General features: G+C 39.7%; 27 protein-coding genes and 2 tRNA genes. All 29 read right to left on the bottom strand.

The features are described from left to right. Positions 1-7 precede the first annotated feature (7 nt). A complete protein-coding gene (gene secY / locus AKG39_RS03570; RefSeq protein ID WP_050738987.1) occupies positions 8-1,267 on the bottom strand; it encodes a preprotein translocase subunit SecY in 1,260 nt (419 codons plus the stop codon). Position 1,268: 1 nt separating this feature from the next. Beyond that, the gene (gene rplO, locus AKG39_RS03565) at positions 1,269-1,712 is read right to left on the bottom strand and encodes a 50S ribosomal protein L15 (RefSeq protein ID WP_050738986.1); all 444 of its coding nucleotides are present in this window, start codon (positions 1,710-1,712) and stop codon (positions 1,269-1,271) included. A gap of 11 nt (positions 1,713-1,723) precedes the next feature. Further along, on the bottom strand, positions 1,724-1,906 hold the full coding sequence (gene rpmD / locus AKG39_RS03560) for a 50S ribosomal protein L30 (RefSeq protein ID WP_050738985.1): 183 nt from the start codon (positions 1,904-1,906) through the stop codon (positions 1,724-1,726). A gap of 11 nt (positions 1,907-1,917) precedes the next feature. Continuing rightward, the gene (gene rpsE, locus AKG39_RS03555; protein ID WP_050738984.1) at positions 1,918-2,424 is read right to left on the bottom strand and encodes a 30S ribosomal protein S5; all 507 of its coding nucleotides are present in this window, start codon (positions 2,422-2,424) and stop codon (positions 1,918-1,920) included. Between the two features lie 17 nt (positions 2,425-2,441). Continuing rightward, positions 2,442-2,810, bottom strand: coding sequence for a 50S ribosomal protein L18 (gene rplR / locus AKG39_RS03550; RefSeq protein WP_050738983.1), 369 nt, complete (start codon positions 2,808-2,810; stop codon positions 2,442-2,444). 42 nt (positions 2,811-2,852) lie between these two features. Continuing rightward, complete coding sequence (rplF, locus tag AKG39_RS03545) at positions 2,853-3,389, bottom strand: 50S ribosomal protein L6 (RefSeq protein ID WP_050738982.1); 537 nt, start codon at positions 3,387-3,389, stop codon at positions 2,853-2,855. A 24-nt stretch (positions 3,390-3,413) separates the two neighbouring features. After that, positions 3,414-3,812, bottom strand: coding sequence for a 30S ribosomal protein S8 (gene rpsH / locus AKG39_RS03540; RefSeq protein WP_050738981.1), 399 nt, complete (start codon positions 3,810-3,812; stop codon positions 3,414-3,416). Between the two features lie 34 nt (positions 3,813-3,846). Continuing rightward, positions 3,847-4,032 (bottom strand): type Z 30S ribosomal protein S14, encoded by a 186-nt coding sequence (locus AKG39_RS03535; protein ID WP_050738980.1) that lies wholly within the window; start codon positions 4,030-4,032, stop codon positions 3,847-3,849. Between the two features lie 13 nt (positions 4,033-4,045). Next, positions 4,046-4,588 (bottom strand): 50S ribosomal protein L5, encoded by a 543-nt coding sequence (gene rplE / locus AKG39_RS03530; RefSeq protein WP_050738979.1) that lies wholly within the window; start codon positions 4,586-4,588, stop codon positions 4,046-4,048. Between the two features lie 20 nt (positions 4,589-4,608). Next, positions 4,609-4,929, bottom strand: a complete 321-nt coding sequence (rplX, locus tag AKG39_RS03525) for a 50S ribosomal protein L24 (protein WP_115028238.1) — start codon at positions 4,927-4,929, stop codon at positions 4,609-4,611. Between the two features lie 10 nt (positions 4,930-4,939). Further along, a complete protein-coding gene (rplN, locus tag AKG39_RS03520) occupies positions 4,940-5,308 on the bottom strand; it encodes a 50S ribosomal protein L14 (RefSeq protein ID WP_050738977.1) in 369 nt (122 codons plus the stop codon). A gap of 27 nt (positions 5,309-5,335) precedes the next feature. Further along, positions 5,336-5,593, bottom strand: coding sequence for a 30S ribosomal protein S17 (gene rpsQ, locus AKG39_RS03515; protein ID WP_050738976.1), 258 nt, complete (start codon positions 5,591-5,593; stop codon positions 5,336-5,338). A gap of 28 nt (positions 5,594-5,621) precedes the next feature. Further along, positions 5,622-5,825 (bottom strand): 50S ribosomal protein L29, encoded by a 204-nt coding sequence (rpmC, locus tag AKG39_RS03510; RefSeq protein WP_050738975.1) that lies wholly within the window; start codon positions 5,823-5,825, stop codon positions 5,622-5,624. Further along, positions 5,822-6,262: a 50S ribosomal protein L16 gene (rplP, locus tag AKG39_RS03505; RefSeq protein ID WP_050738974.1), complete on the bottom strand. Its 441-nt coding sequence runs from the start codon at positions 6,260-6,262 to the stop codon at positions 5,822-5,824. The genes rpmC and rplP overlap by 4 nt, the downstream gene beginning before the upstream one ends. Positions 6,263-6,280: 18 nt before the next feature. Then, positions 6,281-7,003: a 30S ribosomal protein S3 gene (gene rpsC, locus AKG39_RS03500; protein ID WP_050738973.1), complete on the bottom strand. Its 723-nt coding sequence runs from the start codon at positions 7,001-7,003 to the stop codon at positions 6,281-6,283. 15 nt (positions 7,004-7,018) lie between these two features. Then, complete coding sequence (rplV, locus tag AKG39_RS03495; protein ID WP_050738972.1) at positions 7,019-7,354, bottom strand: 50S ribosomal protein L22; 336 nt, start codon at positions 7,352-7,354, stop codon at positions 7,019-7,021. Between the two features lie 18 nt (positions 7,355-7,372). After that, positions 7,373-7,651, bottom strand: a complete 279-nt coding sequence (gene rpsS, locus AKG39_RS03490; protein WP_050738971.1) for a 30S ribosomal protein S19 — start codon at positions 7,649-7,651, stop codon at positions 7,373-7,375. Between the two features lie 41 nt (positions 7,652-7,692). Then, on the bottom strand, positions 7,693-8,526 hold the full coding sequence (gene rplB / locus AKG39_RS03485; RefSeq protein ID WP_050738970.1) for a 50S ribosomal protein L2: 834 nt from the start codon (positions 8,524-8,526) through the stop codon (positions 7,693-7,695). A 54-nt stretch (positions 8,527-8,580) separates the two neighbouring features. After that, the gene (gene rplW / locus AKG39_RS03480) at positions 8,581-8,871 is read right to left on the bottom strand and encodes a 50S ribosomal protein L23 (protein ID WP_050738969.1); all 291 of its coding nucleotides are present in this window, start codon (positions 8,869-8,871) and stop codon (positions 8,581-8,583) included. Then, positions 8,871-9,491, bottom strand: coding sequence for a 50S ribosomal protein L4 (rplD, locus tag AKG39_RS03475; RefSeq protein ID WP_050738968.1), 621 nt, complete (start codon positions 9,489-9,491; stop codon positions 8,871-8,873). The genes rplW and rplD overlap by 1 nt, the downstream gene beginning before the upstream one ends. A 29-nt stretch (positions 9,492-9,520) precedes the next feature. Further along, complete coding sequence (rplC, locus tag AKG39_RS03470; protein ID WP_050738967.1) at positions 9,521-10,150, bottom strand: 50S ribosomal protein L3; 630 nt, start codon at positions 10,148-10,150, stop codon at positions 9,521-9,523. A 53-nt stretch (positions 10,151-10,203) separates the two neighbouring features. Next, on the bottom strand, positions 10,204-10,512 hold the full coding sequence (gene rpsJ / locus AKG39_RS03465) for a 30S ribosomal protein S10 (RefSeq protein ID WP_050738966.1): 309 nt from the start codon (positions 10,510-10,512) through the stop codon (positions 10,204-10,206). A gap of 290 nt (positions 10,513-10,802) precedes the next feature. Next, the gene (locus AKG39_RS03460) at positions 10,803-11,669 is read right to left on the bottom strand and encodes a DegV family protein (protein ID WP_083439399.1); all 867 of its coding nucleotides are present in this window, start codon (positions 11,667-11,669) and stop codon (positions 10,803-10,805) included. Positions 11,670-11,896: 227 nt separating this feature from the next. After that, positions 11,897-13,090: an elongation factor Tu gene (gene tuf / locus AKG39_RS03455; RefSeq protein ID WP_050738965.1), complete on the bottom strand. Its 1,194-nt coding sequence runs from the start codon at positions 13,088-13,090 to the stop codon at positions 11,897-11,899. Positions 13,091-13,160: 70 nt separating this feature from the next. Then, a tRNA-Thr gene (locus AKG39_RS03450) sits at positions 13,161-13,236 on the bottom strand. Positions 13,237-13,251: 15 nt separating this feature from the next. Then, positions 13,252-13,336, bottom strand: a tRNA-Tyr gene (locus AKG39_RS03445). 73 nt (positions 13,337-13,409) lie between these two features. Then, complete coding sequence (gene sigH / locus AKG39_RS03440) at positions 13,410-14,018, bottom strand: RNA polymerase sporulation sigma factor SigH (protein WP_083439398.1); 609 nt, start codon at positions 14,016-14,018, stop codon at positions 13,410-13,412. Between the two features lie 11 nt (positions 14,019-14,029). Beyond that, positions 14,030-14,542, bottom strand: a complete 513-nt coding sequence (locus AKG39_RS03435) for an NYN domain-containing protein (protein ID WP_242852547.1) — start codon at positions 14,540-14,542, stop codon at positions 14,030-14,032. Further along, entirely contained in the window at positions 14,539-15,675 is a 1,137-nt protein-coding gene (rlmB, locus tag AKG39_RS03430; protein WP_050738963.1) for a 23S rRNA (guanosine(2251)-2'-O)-methyltransferase RlmB, read from the bottom strand. The genes AKG39_RS03435 and rlmB overlap by 4 nt, the downstream gene beginning before the upstream one ends. Between the last annotated feature and the right edge of the window lie 28 nt (positions 15,676-15,703).

Here is a 15,703-nt window from a genome sequence, read left to right as displayed (position 1 = left end):
GTTCACTTTATGATTTCAAAAATCCCTGGTGGTGTCTCATCATCATTTCAGATTCAATCTGTTTTACAGTTTCCAGAGCCACACCAACAATAATCAGTAGACTCGTTCCCCCGAATTGCAGATTTACTCCCATGAAATTTCCTACAAAAATAGGAATAACGGCAATGACTGCTAAGAAGACTCCACCGAATAATGTTAAACGGTTCATAATTCTCGTAAAATATTCAACAGTTGGTTTTCCAGGTCTGATTCCAGGAACGTATCCACCCTGTTTTTTAATGTTTTCTGCAATATCATAAGGATTAAAAGTTACCGCCGTATAAAAATACGTAAATGCAATAATCAATACAATATAAATAATATTTGTCATCCATGTTCCCCATGCAAAATAAGTTGATACCCAATTTGCAAAATCAGATGTGGGGAAAAAGCTTGCTAAAGTTGCCGGAAATAAAGTTAATGAACTGGCAAAAATAATCGGAATTACTCCGGCCATATTCACTCGCATTGGAATATGAGTGCTTTGACCACCATACATTTTCCTTCCAACAACACGTTTTGCATATTGAACTGGAATTTTTCGTTGACCTTCTTGAACTGCCACTACTGCAAACACAACCACAACAATGAAAATAATAAATATTAACAAGCTAATAATTGACAATGTTCCAACAGTCACATATTTATACATTCCATAAACTCCCTCAGGAATCCTTGAAATAATACTGACAAAAATAATCAGCGAAATACCATTTCCAATACCATTTTCTGTAATCTGTTCTCCTAAATACATTAGGAAAGCAGTACCTGCAGTGATTGTTAATACCACCACAAAGATTGTGAACCCTGATTTTTCAATCAAAAGATCACCGAAGGATAAACTCATTCCAAGTGCCTGGATCAATGCCAAAATAATGGTCAGAAAGCGGGTATATTGTGCAAGTTTCTTGCGTCCCTCTTCCCCTTCTTTTTGCAGTCTTTCCAGAGCTGGAACAGCAAAGGCCAAAAGATTCATAATGATCGATGCATTAATATACGGAGTAATACTCATGGCAAAAATCGTAAAGTTGCCAAAGTTACCTCCGGAGATTATATTAAATAGCCCAAAAATTCCACCACTATTGACGAGCTGAGCCAACTGTGCAGTATCAATGAAAGGAACCGGTATAAAAGCTCCCAACCGATAAATAAACAGCAGCGCCAGCGTTATGGTAATCTTTCGCCTTAGATCCGGAATTTTCCAAGCATCCTTCAAGGTAGAGATCATACTAGATCACCTCTACCTTTCCTCCTCCAGCGAGAATTTTCTCCTCAGCTGATTTGCTGATTTTATGAGCTTTAACAGTAAAAGCTTTCTCTACTTCCCCATTACCGAGTATTTTTAATCCATCTCTTAATTTACGGATGAAACCATATTCAAGTAATAATTCAGGTGTAATCACTGTGTTTGCATCAAATACATTTAATTCTCCGACGTTTACGATGGAAAATGTTTTCTTAAAACGAGCATTTGAAAATCCGCGTTTTGGCAGACGTCTTGCCAAGGGCATTTGCCCTCCTTCAAAACCAGGTCTAACTCCACCGCCAGAACGGGCTTTTTGGCCATCTTGTCCACGACCTGCTGTTTTACCAAGGCCTGAACCAGTACCACGTCCCTTACGTTTTGGTGTCTTTTTAGAACCTGGTGCTGGACTTAAAGTATGTAACTTCATATTGACACCTCCTATACTTCTTTAACTACGAGCATGAAATCTGTTCGATGTATCATGCCACGAATTTGTGGAGTATCATTATGTGTAATAGTCTGACCTATTTTCTTAAGACCCAAAGCTTCGATGGTGGCACGTTGTTTTTGATTGCGGCCAATGAGGCTTTTTTTCAATGTAATTTCTAGTTTCTTAGCCATAATGATTCCTCCTAACCTAAGATTTCTTCAGGTTTTTTACCACGTTTAGCTGCAACCTCTTCAAGCGTTGTTAATCCAGCAAGGCCTGCCATTGTAGCATTGACCATATTACGGGCATTGTTTGATCCCAAAGATTTAGTACGAATATCTCTAATACCTGCTAATTCTAATACGGCACGAACAGGACCACCGGCGATAACACCAGTACCTTTTCCTGCAGGTTTTAATAATACATGACCTGCACCGGATTCTCCGTTAATTAAATGTGGTATTGTTGTTCCAACCATTGGCACTTTAATTAATGCTTTCTTTGCTGCGTCAATACCTTTACGAATTGCATCTGGAATTTCCATTGCTTTTCCTTTACCAACGCCAACATGTCCATTTTCGTCTCCAACAATCACAAGACAGCTGAATCTGAAGTTACGACCGCCCTTTACAACCTTTGTTACCCGGTTAATAGAGACAACTTTTTCCTTCAAATCTAATGTACTTGGATCGATTTTTTTGTTTTGCATCAAATGACCTCCTTTACTTAGAATTTCAGGCCGGCTTCTCGAGCGCCGTCAGCCAATTCTTTTACTCTACCATGATATACATAACCGCCTCTATCGAAAACAACGGCTTCAATCCCCTTTTCAAGGGCTTTTTTCGCAACTAACTGACCAACGGCTTTCGCAGCTGCTTTGTCTCCTCCGTTTGTTACCTGACCTTTAAGATCTGCATCAATGGAAGAAGCTGAAACCAATGTGATACCCTTAGTATCATCAATAATCTGAGCGTAAATATTTTTATTACTTCTAAATACGTTTAAACGCGGTTTCATTTCAGTACCGGAAATTTTATTTCTAACTCTAAAATGACGTTCAATACGTAATTTATTCTTAATTGGTTTTTTGATCATCGAATTTCACTCCCTTCGTTATCTTTATCGGGTTAAACAGGTTTATTTTCCTGTTTTTCCTTCTTTACGTCTGACGACTTCATCAGAATAACGTACGCCATGACCTTTATAAGGTTCTGGTGGACGCTTCGCACGGATATTGGCAGCATGAGCTCCAACTGCTTCCTTGCTGATTCCCTTAACAAGTACTTTGGTATTTGTTTCTGGAATGGTTTCGATGCCTTCTGGATCTTCCATCTCTACGAGATGGGAAAAGCCAAGGTTCATAACCAATTTATTTCCTTTTTTCTCTGCTCTGTAACCTACGCCACTGATTTCCAATCTTTTTTCAAAGCCTGTATTTACGCCAGTAACCATATTCTGAATTAAAGCACGTGTTAAACCATGTAGTGATTTATGCAGCTTGCTTTCAGATGGTCGAGTGACAACAACTTCGGTTTCCTGGACATCGATGATGATATCATTATGAAACTTTCTGACTAGTTGTCCCAATGGACCTTTAACAGTTAGGGTTTGACCGTCTTTTTTAACGTCTACGCCCTGGAGGATCACAACAGGTGCTTTCCCTATTCTTGACATTTTTCTACCTCCTGTCTTGAATTGTTACCAAACGTAACATATCACTTCGCCGCCAACGCCGGCTTTTCTTGCTTTTTTATCAGTCATTACGCCTTTAGATGTGGAAACAATTGCAATGCCCAGACCGTTTAAGACCTTTGGCACTTCTTCTTTTCCTGCATAAACGCGAAGACCAGGTTTTGATATTCGTTTTATACCTGCAACGACGCGGCTTTTGTTTTCTCCGTATTTCAAGGTGATTTTAATCATTCCCTGTTTTTCATCGCTGATGTAATCTACTTTATTAATATATCCTTCTTCTAAAAGAATTTGAGCGATTGCTTTCTTTTCTTTTGAAGCAGGCATCTCAACAGCTTTATGACCAGCATTATTTGCATTTCTGATGCGTGTTAACATATCCGCAATGGGATCAGTCATTACCATACTCAGTACCTCCTTTTTTCTTGCTAGCTCGCTTTTACCAGCTTGCTTTTCTAACGCCAGGGATTTCCCCTTTATATGCTAATTCTCTGAAACAAATACGACAAACCCCGAATTTTTTTAAAACAGAATGTGGTCGTCCACATATTCGACATCTGGTGTATTCCTGAGTTGAATATTTTTGTGGTCTCTGTTGTTTAACTTTCATTGATTTTTTTGCCAATGTATAGTCCTCCTTACGCTCTACTGAATGGAATGCCAAGCAGTCTTAACAGTTCGTGAGCTTCTTCATCTGTTTTTGCCGTTGTGACAAACATAATGTCCATTCCTCTGACTTGTTCTACTTTATCGTAGTCAATTTCAGGGAAAATGAGTTGTTCTTTGATCCCAAAGGCATAATTGCCACGGCCATCAAATGATTTATTAGACAGACCTCTGAAGTCACGCACTCGCGGAAGGGCAACGTTGAATAACTTATCAGTAAATTCATACATCCGAACACTTCTTAAAGTTACTTTCGCTCCAATGTTCATGCCTTCTCGGACTTTAAAGTTGGCAACTGATTTCTTTGCCTTAGTAATCACTGGTCTTTGACCGGCAATAATACCGAGGTCAATAACAGCTGCTTCTAAAGCTTTAGAGTTTTCTTTGCAATCTCCTAAACCCATGTTGAGTACTACTTTTTCTAGTTTAGGAACTTCCATGATATTTTTATATTGAAATTTTTCCATCATAGCTGGAACGACTTCAGTAAGGTATTTATCTTTTAATCTGGGCATATTGGTCCTCCTTCCCGAAATTAATTGCTAAATGTTTCGTTACATTTTTTGCAGTATCTAACTTTTTTTCCATCACTTAAAAATTTATGACCAGTTCTAACACCTTTATCACATTTAGCGCAGTACATTAAAACATTGGAAGCTTCTAACTTGCCTTCTTGTTTTGTTATGCCACCCTGTTGCATTTGCTGTGTTGGTTTTTGGTGTTTTGTGACCATATTTACATTTTCCACAAGGACTTTGGCTTCTTTAGGATAAGATTGAATTACTTTTCCTTTTTTTCCTTTGTCCTTACCGGAAATAACCATTACCATATCGTCTTTTTTAATATGCATTATCATTTCCTCCTAACTAAAGTACTTCAGGAGCTAAAGATACGATTTTCATGTATTTTTTGTCCCTTAGCTCTCTTGCGACAGGTCCAAAAATTCGTGTACCTTTTGGGTTTTTATCATCCTTTATAAGAACCGCTGCATTTTGATCAAATTTTATGTAACTTCCATCATTTCTTCGAATTCCGCTTTTTGTGCGAACGACAACGGCTTTAACAACGTCGCCTTTTTTAACATCGCCACCGGGTGCAGCACTTTTAACGGCGCACACGATAATATCTCCGATATTTGCATATCGACGACCGGAACCACCAAGAACTCGGATGCACAATAATTCCTTTGCACCGGTATTATCAGCTACTTTTAGTCTTGTTTCTTGTTGAATCATCCGAAATACCTCCTTTTGCGCACTTGCTTATAGTGCTTTCTCTAAGATTTCTATTAATCTCCAGCGTTTATCTTTGCTGAGGGGTCGTGTTTCCATTATTTTAACGGTATCCCCGATATTACATGCATTTTGTTCGTCATGGGCTTTAAACTTTACAGTCTTTTTCACTCGCTTTTGGTATAACGGATGTTTGACAAAGGATTCAACAGCAACAACAATGGTTTTATCCATTTTATCGCTAACAACCTTACCGGATCGAGTTTTTCTGTAATTTCTTTCTTCCATAAGCTAAACCTCCTTATCTATTGGTTTACTATGCTTCAGCAGACTGCATTTCACGTTCTTGCATAATTGTCTTAATCCGTGCATAAGTCTTCTTTACTTCTTTAATACGCATCGGGTTTTCCAACTGGCCGGTGGCATGTTGAAATCTGAGGTTGAATAATTCTTCCTTCAGGTCTCCCAATTTTGTTTCTAATTCTAAAGTCGTTAATTCTCTTAATTCACTTGGTTTCATGCTTGATCACCCACTTCTAGTTCTTCCTGATCTTTACGAGTGATAAATTTCGTTTTTATCGGCAGTTTATGCTGGGCAAGACGCATGGCTTCCCGGGCTATATCCTCAGGAATTCCTGCAATCTCAAACATAACTCTACCTGGTTTTACCACTGCAACCCAAAACTCTGGCGATCCTTTACCGGAACCCATACGAGTTTCTGCTGGTTTTTGTGTAACAGGTTTGTCTGGAAAGATTTTGATCCAAACCTTACCACCCCTTTTAATATATCTGGTCATTGCAACACGGGCTGCTTCAATTTGGTTAGCAGTGATCCATGCTGGCTCAAGGGCTTGTATAGCATAATCTCCGTAAGTAATTTTGTTACCACGAAGTGCTTTTCCCTTCATTCGACCTCTATGTTGTTTTCTACGTTTTACACGCTTAGGCATTAACATATGCGTTATCCTCCTCTCTTAGTTTTCTGTCCTTTTGGTAGGAGCTTTTCGATGAGTTTGCTTTTTAGCTTTAGCATCGTCTTCGGCTGCAATAGCAAGAACATCTTCACGTCCAGTCAAAATTTCACCTTTATTAACCCAAACTTTGACCCCTAATTTACCATAGGTGGTATCTGCTTCGGCAAAGCCGTAGCTGATATCAGCACGAAGGGTTTGTAGTGGCACATTGCCTTGGGAATAATGTTCATTTCTTGCCATTTCAGCACCATTCAATCGACCTGCAACTGCTGTTTTGATACCTTTGGCACCAGAACGCATGGTACGTTGCATTGTTTGTTTCATGGCACGTCGGAAAGAAATCCGTCGTTCTAATTGTGCTGCAATATTTTCTGCAATAAGCTGTGCGTCAGTATCAACATTTTTTACTTCAACGATATTGATGAACACAGTTTTCTTGGTCATTTTTTCAAGTTCAAGACGTAATGCATCAATACCTGCACCACCTCGTCCGATAATCATTCCTGGTTTTGCGGTATAGATATGAATCTTTACCTTACTACCAAAACGTTCGATGACAATCTTGGAAATGCCTGCCTGGTACTGATTTACTTTAATATATTTTCGAATATCGTGATCTTCTATTAAACAATCTGCAAAATCCTTATCACTAGCGAACCATTTTGCGTTCCAGTCCTTAATGACGCCAACTCTTAATCCATGAGGATTGACTTTTTGACCCAAATTATATGCCCTCCTTTACTCTTTTTCTTTTAATACGGCTGTAATGTGAGACGATCTTTTTCGAATAACTGTTGCACGTCCCTGTGCACCCGCTCTAAATCTTTTTAATGTTGGACCCTGGTTTGCAAATATCTGATCGACATATAAGTTCTCAGGATTCATATCATGATTATTTTCAGCATTTGCCAAAGCAGATTTAACAACTTTGTCAATAATTTTAGCTGCCTTGTTAGGAGTTAATGCTAAAATGCTTAATGCTTCGCCCATGCTTTTACCGCGAATTAAATCAGCCACTAATTTAGCTTTTCTGGATGAAACACGTACGTATTTGGCTGTCGCTCTTGCTTCCATTTGTCTACCTCCTTTTAGCTATCTTAATTTAGATTTCTTTTCTCCAGCATGACCTCTAAAGGTTCTGGTTGGCGCAAACTCTCCGAGTTTGTGGCCTACCATATCTTCGGTAACATATACTGGCACATGTTTTCTGCCATCGTGAACAGCAATGGTATGTCCTACCATTTGTGGGAAAAGTGTGGAGCTTCTAGACCAAGTCTTTAGCACATTCTTTTCGCCCTTTTCATTCATGGCTTCAATTCGTTTAAGTAATTTCGCATCAACGAAAGGTCCTTTTTTTAATGATCTACCCATAATTCAACCTCCTCTCGATTCATTATCTTTTGGTTGTGTGTTTATTTCTTATTTCTTGATCTTACGATGTACTTATCGGAAGGTTTGTTTTTCTTACGTGTTTTGTAACCCAATGCTGGTTTACCCCAAGGTGTTACTGGTCCGGAACGTCCAATTGGAGCTTTTCCTTCACCACCACCGTGTGGATGATCACATGGATTCATTACAGAACCACGAACTGTTGGTCGGATGCCCATATGTCGCTTACGACCGGCTTTACCGATGCGGACATGTTGATGATCCAAGTTTCCAACCTGGCCAATGGTAGCACGACATTCAATTCGTACCATTCTCATTTCGCCTGAAGGTAAACGTAAGGTTGCATAATTTCCTTCTTTAGCCATCAATTGAGCACTTCCGCCTGCTGAGCGAACCATTTGTGCGCCTTTTCCAGCTTTTAACTCAATATTGTGAACTGTTGTACCAACGGGAATATTCTTCAGTGGCAAACAGTTACCGATGGTAATATCTGATTCAGGACCAGATACAATGAAAGTGCCAACCTTTAATTTTAAAGGAGCAATAATATAACGTTTTTCACCATCTACATAATGGATCAAAGCAATATTTGAGCTTCTGTTGGGATCGTACTCAATACCGGCAACTTTTCCCGGTATGTCGTCTTTGTTTCTTTTAAAATCAATGATTCTGTATTTTCTTTTTGCACCACCACCCTGATGTCTAACGGTGATACGACCGTAATTATTACGACCGCCGTGCTTTTTAACTGGTTCCAACAGGGCCTTTTCAGGCTCATGTTTGGTAACTTCTTCGAATGTATTAACACTCATATTTCTACGTCCAGGGGACGTTGGTTTATACTTTCTAATACCCATTATATGCAACCTCCTTTTTTGTATGCTTCTCGGGTTGTAGTCTCGTTTATGTGATTACACACCCTCGAAGAATTGGATGCCTTTGCTTCCTGGTGTTAGCTTAACAATGGCTTTTTTCCAATCGGATCTTCGACCAACGAAACGTCCGGTTCTTTTTAGCTTGCCCTTCATATTCATAGTGGTGACTTTTTCAACTTCAACACCGAATATGACTTCAACAGCATTTTTTATCTCAATTTTATTAGCTCGTTTATCCACTTTAAATGTGAATTTTTTTACTTCTGCATCAGCCATACTACGTTCGGTAATAATTGGCTTCATGATAATATCGCGAGGATTTTTCATTATGCGTATACCTCCTCAATCTTTTCAAGTGCTTCCTGAGTCATTATCAACACGTCGTATTTTAACATGTCATACACATTAAGTTCACTAACGGTTGTGGTTGCAATCTTGGGAATATTATTTGCGGAACGGAAAATGTTATCATTGTTTTCCGGAAGTACAATCAATGCTTTTTCAGCGTTGATGTTACCCAGAATAGTTATCATTTCCTTTGTTTTAGGAACATCCATAATCAGTTGGTTTAAAACTCGAATTTCATTTTCCTGAGCTTTTGCCGAGAAAACGGATTTCATAGCTAAGGCTTTAACTTTTTTGTTAACCTTTTTGCTGTAATCTCTTGATTTTGGTGCGAAAACCACACCGCCACCCTTCCATAATGGAGATCGGATTGTACCGGCACGCGCCCGGCCTGTTCCCTTTTGTTTCCAGGGTTTGCGACCACCGCCGCGAACTTCTGAACGTGTTTTTGCTGAACGTGTTCCCTGTCGTCTATTTGCAAGCAGTGCAACCACTACTTCATGTACTACATATTCATTGGGTTCGATTCCGAAGATTCCTTCGCTTAATTCAACGTCACCAACAATATTTCCTTTTACATCTAAAATATCAATTTTAGGCATTTGTAATCCTCCTTTCAGGCTTAATTTTACTATGCTTTAACACTGGTTTTAATTGTGATCAGTGCTCCTCTGATTCCTGGTACAGCACCCTTGATTAAGAGTACATTGTTTTCAGCATCAATTTGCACAACTTCAAGATTAATGGCGGATACGTTTTTGTTCCCCATTTGACCTGGTAGTTTTTTACCTTTAAATACTCTTGAAGGTGAGGATGATGCTCCCATGGAACCTGGTCTTCTGTGATATTTGGAACCATGGGCCATTGGTCCTCTGGATTGGTTATGTCGTTTAATAACCCCCTGGAATCCCTTACCCTTTGATGTTCCTGAAATATCTACACGATCTCCAGTTTCAAACATATCAGCCTGAATTAGTTGTCCTGTTTCATAGCTTGCGTAATCATCAAGTTTGAATTCGCGGATCACTTTTTTGTATTCAATACTGTGTTTGTCATAATGACCTTTTAAAGGTTTTGTCATACGACGTTCTTTTACTTCGCCAAAAGCCAATTGAAGAGCTTCATAGCCGTCAACTTCAATTGTTTTCTTTTGAAGTACAACACAAGGTCCTGCTTGTACAACGGTAACAGGAATAACTGTTCCATTTTCTGTGAAAATCTGGGTCATCCCAATTTTTCGTCCGATAATTGCTTTTTTCATACTTTCCTCCTAAATATCATTGGATTGCCTGGCAATCATAATACCATTGGGGTCTATAGTTTGATTTCTATATCAACGCCTGCTGGTAAGTTCAATCGCATTAATGCGTCTACGGTTTTTGGTGTTGGATTTAAAATGTCTATCAATCGTTTGTGTGTACGCATTTCAAATTGTTCTCTGGAATCCTTATACTTATGAACTGCTCGAAGAATCGTAATGATTTCTTTGTCAGTTGGCAGTGGTATTGGACCAGAGACAGTAGCACCTGTTCTCTTTGCTGTTTCAACAATCCGTTCAGCTGATTGATCTAAAATTTTATGATCAAACGCCTTTAATCTGATTCTAATCTTTTGTTTTGCCATACCTAAATTTTACCTCCTTTTTGAATTTTTCAAACTAATTTAGGTACTCCAATCACTTGTCAACCCATCCGGGTGTTTCATCATAATTTTTTTAAAAAATGAACAACGCCATTTAATAAATATTTCATGATTATTCGTGATTGTCGTCCGATTCTAAGATCGTGACATACTCCATGGGAATTAACCTGTCTAAGGTGACAGCAACCTCTCACTTCATCGCAGTGTGTCAACCTTTCACATTATACAAGAAAAGAATCCCTTTAGCAAGGGTTTTTTTGAAGTTTTTTACTTTATTTTAATATTTTTTCCGGAGACATGTCTAAAAAATAAATTCCTGTTCCCTGCAGCCCTAAATGTGCTGCCAGAACACAGCCAATGGGTACCGGTTCAATGTCTTTAACCCCCATCGCTCTTAATGCACTTTCATATTCTTCAACCGGCTTCATTGATCCTGTAAACGCGATGCCTACATTTTGATCAAGATAGCCGGTAATATTTTTAGCAACTTTTTCCACAATTGTTTTTTGCGCTTTTTTATTCCCTCGGACCTTGCCAATAATTTTAAGTTCGCCTTCCTCAACAGATACAATCGGATGAATTTTAAGAAATCCCCCTACCACTGCGGTTCCTCGAGAAACACGGCCACCCATGTACAGCCAGTTCAAATCCTCGATGCTGAAATAAAAATGGGCGTGGGGAATCAACTTCACTGTGGCATCCGCCAGATAATCCAGATCTTTGCCTGTTTCAATCAGCTTTAGTAGTTCTACAGCAATGAGTCCAAGACCACCGCCGCTTTGTAAGCTGTCTACAATTTTGCATTTAAAGTCAGGATATTTTTCCTTAATCTCCTTTAGCACCAGTCGTGCCGTTTCATAGCTTCCCGAAAGTTTTGAGGTAAATGCCAAGTAAAGACATTCTACATTGTTTTTCGCATATTCTTCGAAGCATTCAAGAAAATCTCCCGGGTTGACCTGTGATGTGGTAGGTACTATTCCCTGTTCCATAAATTTATTCATCCCATCAAGATCAATTTCGCGCTTATCACGATAAACTTTTCCTTCAATAATAACATTAAGCGAAACCATATCCATACTCGGGTGATTTATATATGCCTTTGGCAAGTCACACATACTATCAACTAAAAGTTTAATCATTTAACTCTTCTTTCCAATTCTAATTTCAAGAATCACTTTACTTTTTCTCGTAATATGAAATCTTTTCAAAACATTCTATCATCGCTTTTTTGGTTCATTTATATTTCTCTAAATAATACCACAAAACATGTCACTTTTTCCATAAATATTATTTTTGATAATTTTCTCCATAAAAAAAACCATTCCTCAAAAGGAACGGTTTTTTTAAATCTATATTTGCCTCATTTTTAGTCAGCAAGCATTTTAGCAACTACTCCGGATCCAACAGTTCGGCCGCCTTCACGGATAGCGAAACGCAAGCCTTCTTCAATGGCGATTGGTGTGATCAGAGAGATTTCCATTTGCACGTTATCCCCTGGCATTACCATTTCGACGCCTTCCGGTAATTTGATGACACCAGTTACATCGGTTGTTCTAAAGTAAAACTGTGGACGATAACCGTCAAAGAATGGTGTATGTCGTCCGCCTTCTTCTTTAGTCAGTACGTATACTTCCGACATGTAATGCGTATGTGGTTTAATGGAACCTGGTTTAGCCAAAACCTGACCACGTTCGATTTGGGTTCGGTCAACACCACGCAGCAGTGCCCCAACGTTATCTCCGGAACGGCCTTCATCAAGCAGTTTACGGAACATTTCGACGCCGGTTACAATGGTTTTGCGGTTTGGGTGAATCCCGACAATTTCAACTTCTTCGCCGACTTTAACAATCCCACGTTCGATACGACCCGTTGCTACGGTTCCACGTCCGGTGATTGAGAAAACATCTTCGATTGGCATCAGGAACGGTTTGTCTGTATCACGTACTGGATCCGGGATCCATTCGTCAACAGCTGTCATCAGTTCCAGAATTTTATCGCCCCAAGGACCGTCTGGATCTTCCAATGCTTTTAAAGCAGATCCGGCAATGATTGGTGTATCATCACCAGGAAAGCCATATTCGTCAAGCAGTTCGCGAACTTCCATTTCAACGAGTTCCAATAATTCTTCGTCGTCAACCATGTCCACTTTGTTCAGGAACACGATGATGTAGGGAACCCCTACCTGACGGCTGAGAAGAATATGTTCTCTTGTCTGTGGCATTGGACCATCAGCTGCGCTGACAACTAAGATCGCACCATCCATTTGAGCCGCACCGGTGATCATGTTCTTAACATAATCCGCATGACCCGGGCAGTCAACGTGTGCGTAGTGACGGGCAGGTGTTTCATATTCAACATGAGCGGTTGAAATGGTGATCCCACGTTCTCTTTCTTCAGGGGCCTTATCGATATTTTCAAAGGCTACTGCCGAACCTGTTCCGTAACGTGTGTGTAAAACAGATGTGATTGCAGCTGTTAAAGTTGTTTTGCCATGATCGACATGACCAATTGTACCAACATTAACATGGGGTTTATTTCTTTCAAATTTTGCTTTCGCCATTTGCTCTCTCCTTAAAAAAAATATATTTTATTGTTTTATAATATGTCTAAATTAATTAATGATATAAAAATGGAGCCCTCATCCGGATTTGAACCGGAGACCCCCACCTTACCATGGTGGTGCTCTACCTGCTGAGCTATGAGGGCTTAAATATAATATAATGGTGGGAGAAGATGGATTCGAACCATCGTAGACGCCGTCAACGGATTTACAGTCCGCCCCCTTTAGCCACTCGGGCATTCTCCCACTCGCTTATTAATTTCAGCCTCTGTATAATAAGATACTTTAGCGTCTTTGTCAACTAATTTCTTTTTTTTCTTTATAATTGTTTTCTGATTTTCTTTTTAATACGTTGCAATGCATTGTCCACTGACTTGCTGCCGCAGGCTAAAGCCATTGAAATTTCGTGATACGATGCGCCTTTTATGTAATAGGACAACACTTTTTTTTCAAATTTTGATAATTCTCTGCGGACATCTTCAATCAGCTGTTGCAGTTCTTCTTCCCTGATCAGTTTGACTCCGGGCTCCACTATTTTTCGATCCATGAGCTGATCAATAATAATCAAACTTGGTTCTTCTTCTGAAATAGACGAGTAAATAGAAACCGAATTATTCAACGGGAGATGTTTCTGACGATTTGCAGAACTGATGGCTGTTTGAATCTGCCGTTCAATACAGAGGTTGGCAAATGTTGAAAACTGAGCATTTCGATCATCCCGATAATCCCAGATGGCTCTGAACAAACCAATCATGCCTTCTTGAATCAGATCTTCGTTGTCTCCGCCGACCAAAAAATAGGATCGCGTTCTGACCAGAACGTTTTTTCGGTATTTTTGCAGCAGATGCAGCTCTGCTTCCTTATCGCCATTTTGAGCACGATAAATAATTTCATTTTCGTCGATTAGCTCCAAATCTTTTTTTTCCATCTTGCATCCTCTCATGACTCTTCAATGCGCATGGCTCTGAATTTTTCAAGAGTTTCTTCATCCATAAAATCTTTTAGCGTTGACTGTTGCTTTTGGGGTATTCTTTTCTCTTGTCTGAATTTTTTTAAAGTAAGTGCCATGTCTTCAATCAATTCTCTGGTGGGAACCCGTTCGCCACCACTGGCTAGTACCATCCGCTGAAGGGTATAATCCGAGGTCACGACAAACACCGTATAGGCCTTTGGAAGACTGTAAACCAGTTTTTCGATATATGTATCAGCAGTTTTATTTTTTTTGGTAAAAACCACCTTAACCCGTCCCCGAATTTCTTCCCGGTCATCAAAGGATTCTTGTTGATATGCATCAAATACAAGGATGGTTTCCCATCCTTTAAATCCACTGTAGCCATTTAAATCTTCAATCAGCTTTTCACGTGCCTCTTCCAGTTGAATATCCGAAAGACGTTTTAAATCCTCCGAACCATGGATGACATTATAGCCATCCACAATCAGCAGGGTTTTCATTGCATTCTTTGTTTTGCAGCCTCTGCAAAAATAATTGCGGCCGCGGCTGAAGCATTGAAGGATTCAATTTCCCCATAAATCGGAATGGTCACTGAAAAATCACATTGTTTCTTTATTTTAGGACTGATTCCAACGCCTTCATTGCCAATAACAATTGCCAGAGATCCCTTATAATCAGCTTTATAGTAAGGTCGGCCCTTCATGTCTGCTTCCATGATCCAGAAGCCTTTTTTCTTAAGCTCATCAATAGCCTGGCTTAAATTGGTTACTTTCACAATAGGCGTATGAATCACTGCTCCAGATGATGCTTTTACTGAGACAGCGGTCAGCGATGCTGAACGTCGGCTGGGAATAATAACCCCATCAGCACCGCAAACATTGGCACTTCGAATAATTGCACCCAGGTTGTGGGGATCGGTAAGGTGATCTAAAATAACAACGAAGGGATCACGGCCTTTTTTCTTGGCATGATTGATGACGTCATCAATGGTGCTAAAGGGAAATGGTGCCATCAGGGCAATAATCCCTTGATGATTCTCACCATCTGCTAAGTATTCAAGTTTGGCTTTATCAACAGAGTTAACAATAATATTGCGTTTTTTTGCATTATCCATAATTTTCTTAAGCACATGATCGGTATTATCTTTGAGGACCAATAATTTATCAATATCCTGACCGGATCGAAGCGCTTCCATGACGGGATTTTTTCCGATAATGACAAAAGTTTCTTCATCTACCCCTTCTTCTTCTCGGTTAAATCCGTCAAATTTACGTGGTGGTTTACGATCATCAAGACTGCGATTATTGCGATCCGGTCGAGGGCCCCGGGGCTCATATTTGCGCGGGCTGCGTTCTTCCTTGGGTCCTTTGCTTTCAAATTTCCGTGGCGTCCGTTCTTCCTGGGGCCCGCGTTTTTCAAATTTATGCCGATTTTGCTCTTCTTTAGCTCCATGTCCTTCAGGCTTGTGAGTGGCGCGTTCTTCATGAGGACCGCCGGCTTCAAATTTTCGGGGTCTTTTATTGCCTCTGGAAGCAGCTCCGGCTGTTCCGCTCTTTGGTGCGCGATCTTTATTTTTTCCACGGGGCTTACTGGTTGTTGCAGTCTTTGATTGATTATTTGTTTCTCGTTTCATCTTTTCACCTATTCTATATTTTTCTATT

Origin of the sequence: Acetobacterium bakii (genome assembly GCF_001263355.1) — a bacterium.
GTDB classification, from domain to species: Bacteria; Bacillota; Clostridia; order Eubacteriales; family Eubacteriaceae; genus Acetobacterium; species Acetobacterium bakii.
This window is presented reverse-complemented; position numbering and strand designations above follow the sequence as displayed.

Bases quoted from the DNA above. Each gene is read 5' to 3' on its own strand.
- rplC (WP_050738967.1), bottom strand. From the start codon at position 10,150: ATGAAAAAAGCAATTATCGGACGAAAAATTGGGATGACCCAGATTTTC.
- rplE (WP_050738979.1), bottom strand. From the start codon at position 4,588: ATGCCCAGATTAAAAGATAAATACCTTACTGAAGTCGTTCCAGCTATG.
- rplR (WP_050738983.1), bottom strand. From the start codon at position 2,810: ATGATCAAAAAACCAATTAAGAATAAATTACGTATTGAACGTCATTTT.
- rplD (WP_050738968.1), bottom strand. From the start codon at position 9,491: ATGCCTAAAATTGATATTTTAGATGTAAAAGGAAATATTGTTGGTGAC.
- rplX (WP_115028238.1), bottom strand. From the start codon at position 4,929: ATGATAATGCATATTAAAAAAGACGATATGGTAATGGTTATTTCCGGT.
- rplP (WP_050738974.1), bottom strand. From the start codon at position 6,262: ATGTTAATGCCTAAGCGTGTAAAACGTAGAAAACAACATAGAGGTCGA.
- rlmB (WP_050738963.1), bottom strand. From the start codon at position 15,675: ATGAAACGAGAAACAAATAATCAATCAAAGACTGCAACAACCAGTAAG.
- rpsE (WP_050738984.1), bottom strand. From the start codon at position 2,424: ATGCAAAACAAAAAAATCGATCCAAGTACATTAGATTTGAAGGAAAAA.
- secY (WP_050738987.1), bottom strand. From the start codon at position 1,267: ATGATCTCTACCTTGAAGGATGCTTGGAAAATTCCGGATCTAAGGCGA.
- tuf (WP_050738965.1), bottom strand. From the start codon at position 13,090: ATGGCGAAAGCAAAATTTGAAAGAAATAAACCCCATGTTAATGTTGGT.
- rpsJ (WP_050738966.1), bottom strand. From the start codon at position 10,512: ATGGCAAAACAAAAGATTAGAATCAGATTAAAGGCGTTTGATCATAAA.
- AKG39_RS03435 (WP_242852547.1), bottom strand. From the start codon at position 14,542: ATGAAAACCCTGCTGATTGTGGATGGCTATAATGTCATCCATGGTTCG.
- rplF (WP_050738982.1), bottom strand. From the start codon at position 3,389: ATGTCAAGAATAGGGAAAGCACCTGTTGTGATCCTCCAGGGCGTAGAC.
- rpmC (WP_050738975.1), bottom strand. From the start codon at position 5,825: ATGAAACCAAGTGAATTAAGAGAATTAACGACTTTAGAATTAGAAACA.
- rplO (WP_050738986.1), bottom strand. From the start codon at position 1,712: ATGAAGTTACATACTTTAAGTCCAGCACCAGGTTCTAAAAAGACACCA.
- sigH (WP_083439398.1), bottom strand. From the start codon at position 14,018: ATGGAAAAAAAAGATTTGGAGCTAATCGACGAAAATGAAATTATTTAT.
- rplN (WP_050738977.1), bottom strand. From the start codon at position 5,308: ATGATTCAACAAGAAACAAGACTAAAAGTAGCTGATAATACCGGTGCA.
- rpmD (WP_050738985.1), bottom strand. From the start codon at position 1,906: ATGGCTAAGAAACTAGAAATTACATTGAAAAAAAGCCTCATTGGCCGC.
- rplB (WP_050738970.1), bottom strand. From the start codon at position 8,526: ATGGGTATTAGAAAGTATAAACCAACGTCCCCTGGACGTAGAAATATG.
- rpsS (WP_050738971.1), bottom strand. From the start codon at position 7,651: ATGGGTAGATCATTAAAAAAAGGACCTTTCGTTGATGCGAAATTACTT.
- rplW (WP_050738969.1), bottom strand. From the start codon at position 8,871: ATGAAAAATCCTCGCGATATTATCATGAAGCCAATTATTACCGAACGT.
- rpsH (WP_050738981.1), bottom strand. From the start codon at position 3,812: ATGGTAATGACTGATCCCATTGCGGATATGTTAACACGCATCAGAAAT.
- AKG39_RS03460 (WP_083439399.1), bottom strand. From the start codon at position 11,669: ATGATTAAACTTTTAGTTGATAGTATGTGTGACTTGCCAAAGGCATAT.
- rplV (WP_050738972.1), bottom strand. From the start codon at position 7,354: ATGGAAGCAAGAGCGACAGCCAAATACGTACGTGTTTCATCCAGAAAA.
- rpsQ (WP_050738976.1), bottom strand. From the start codon at position 5,593: ATGGAAGAAAGAAATTACAGAAAAACTCGATCCGGTAAGGTTGTTAGC.